Below are 1,970 nucleotides of genomic sequence, written 5' to 3'. Positions count from 1 at the left end.
TTGGTTATCGGCTTTAATTTAAGTTACAAAGTATCTTTAATGGAATTAAATCTATGCTTAAAGTCTAACTCATCTTTGTAGATATTGCAATGTTTTTGTAGAAAATAACCAACAGCAGCTAGCCTTCGCTTTTGATAGTTCAGTAGCAGGTATCTTTTGGACTTTGTGTGAAGGGGGAACCCTAGTACTCTCATAAGGGTAGGTTTTTTACAAAGACCTCAGGTGTGGGGTGTGGGGTGACCGGGTGTGGGGTGTGGGGGATAAGACAATATACTTAATTTGTCGTTAACAATCATCATTGTCTTGATGCAAAGCGCGAGTGGGGGAAACCACGAACCTATCCCACTATTATACCTGATAGAGTGAAAATTCAGTGATAACGAAAACTTGAACCGGTAAATGCCAGGAAGATTTGAAGGATTAAGTGACTATGAATGGGAACTGTTTAAAAATCTCGAGCCGACGTGAACCACAAAAGCGAGGTAGAGGTATGCCCCATGTGCCATTCCGTTACGTGTTAAACACATTGCTGTACATTTTAATCACAGGATGTCGCTGGTGTGATGTACCAACAGGACAACAGTGGGCATCAAAAAGTTCAGCACATCGATGGTTGAAACGATGGCTTGAAAATGGAACTCTCGAAAAAATACAAGATAGAGTGTTAGCGTACGCGCACAACCAAGGTCTAATTAACTGGGATTATGGAGCCGTAGACGGCTCTTTTTCCCCCTGGCAAGGGAGGAGGTGAAGGAGTAGCCTATGGATATTTTGGCAAGGGAGTGCTGATACACACCATCACAGAGGGTAATGGCATGCCTTAGGCCAATTGCACCACACCAGCCAATGGAAGTGAAAGGGAACAGGTGATACCGTTACTCGATAGCATCAGGGTTCTTACGGGCAAACGGGGGCGTCCGAAGAAAAGATTCCGAGTGTTAGCAGCAGACAAGGGTTACGACTGTAAGCAGAAACGTTCACTACTGAGAAAAAGAGGTATTAGACCACAGTTGCCAAAAAGAGTTTACCAGTCATTGAAGCATCGAGGTAGACCCATAAAAGAGGACACCCCACGGTATCAACTTTAACGTTGCTTTGCTTGGTATCAAAGAAAATATCGACGTAGGGTTGTTCGTTGGGAACGCGGCTTGTGTTGTGTTCGATGCTTTTCTTACCTTAGCCACCATTCATATGTGGATTACTAAAATTCTATTAGTGGGATAGGTTCTACTGATTTGATCTAGTCAAAAGAGGCATTTACTTCTATTGTGCTTCCATCCTGCCATCGCTGTTAGATCAAAAGCATACATACCAGGGTACAGAGCAATGTCTATTCCACAAATCAGCCAGGAAATTATTCGTTCTTATGCCAGTAGTAAATCTTGGCAAAGAGGACAAGCTTATTATCACGATGGCCATGTGAGAAGAGTAGTTCAACGGGGGAAATTAATTACAGCAGAAGTTGAAGGTAGTGATATTCGCCCTTATCAAGAGGTGCGACCCGTGGCGAATTAAATTCGCCAACGGAAAGCGCACCTATTAATATTGGTTTTGAGGAAGAGGATTTAGACACCGGTTATTGTAGTTGTCCTTACGATCATGGAGGATACTGCAAACATATTGTAGCAACATTATTAGTATGCTTGTACCAACCAGAACTAATTGAACAGCGTCCTAGTTTAGAGGAAATTTTAGACCGCCTTAATGAGGTTCAGACACAAACTTTAATTCAAGATTTAGTAGCCAATAACCCTCAATTACTGGATGATATTGAGTATTTTGCTGACCAGGTTGCGCCCCTATATGTGACTACATCATCCCCAGAAACCCTCCCCCAACGGCAAATTACTGTAGATGCTCATAGGATTAAAGCGAAAGTTAGATATAGTCTCAGAGATGCAGTGCGTTATATTGAAGAGGGTTGGGACGAAGAGATCGGTACAGAAGAGATTTCCAGTTTAATTCAAGAA

Annotated in this window: 3 protein-coding genes and 2 pseudogenes; all 5 read left to right on the top strand. The window is 42.4% G+C overall.

What is annotated here, in order from left to right; all coding sequences use genetic code 11:
• Nucleotides 1-430 precede the first annotated feature (430 nt).
• The gene (locus F6K49_RS44335; protein ID WP_075900438.1) at nt 431-751 is read left to right on the top strand and encodes a transposase; all 321 of its coding nucleotides are present in this window, start codon (nt 431-433) and stop codon (nt 749-751) included.
• Nucleotides 752-866: 115 nt separating this feature from the next.
• Nucleotides 867-1,088: a hypothetical protein gene (locus F6K49_RS53975; protein WP_366510746.1), complete on the top strand. Its 222-nt coding sequence runs from the start codon at nt 867-869 to the stop codon at nt 1,086-1,088.
• 238 nt (nt 1,089-1,326) lie between these two features.
• Nucleotides 1,327-1,515, top strand: a complete 189-nt coding sequence (locus tag F6K49_RS44325; RefSeq protein WP_293061252.1) for a hypothetical protein — start codon at nt 1,327-1,329, stop codon at nt 1,513-1,515.
• Nucleotides 1,516-1,538: 23 nt separating this feature from the next.
• A pseudogene (locus tag F6K49_RS53970) lies at nt 1,539-1,631 on the top strand (SWIM zinc finger family protein); the annotation flags it as partial.
• A gap of 12 nt (nt 1,632-1,643) precedes the next feature.
• Nucleotides 1,644-1,970 (top strand): annotated as a pseudogene (locus tag F6K49_RS44320) (SWIM zinc finger domain-containing protein); the annotation flags it as partial.

It is taken from the genome of Moorena sp. SIO3I6, from assembly GCF_010672095.1.
The sequence above is the reverse complement of the archived record's forward strand: the minus strand, read 5'-3'. Positions and strand labels throughout refer to the sequence as shown.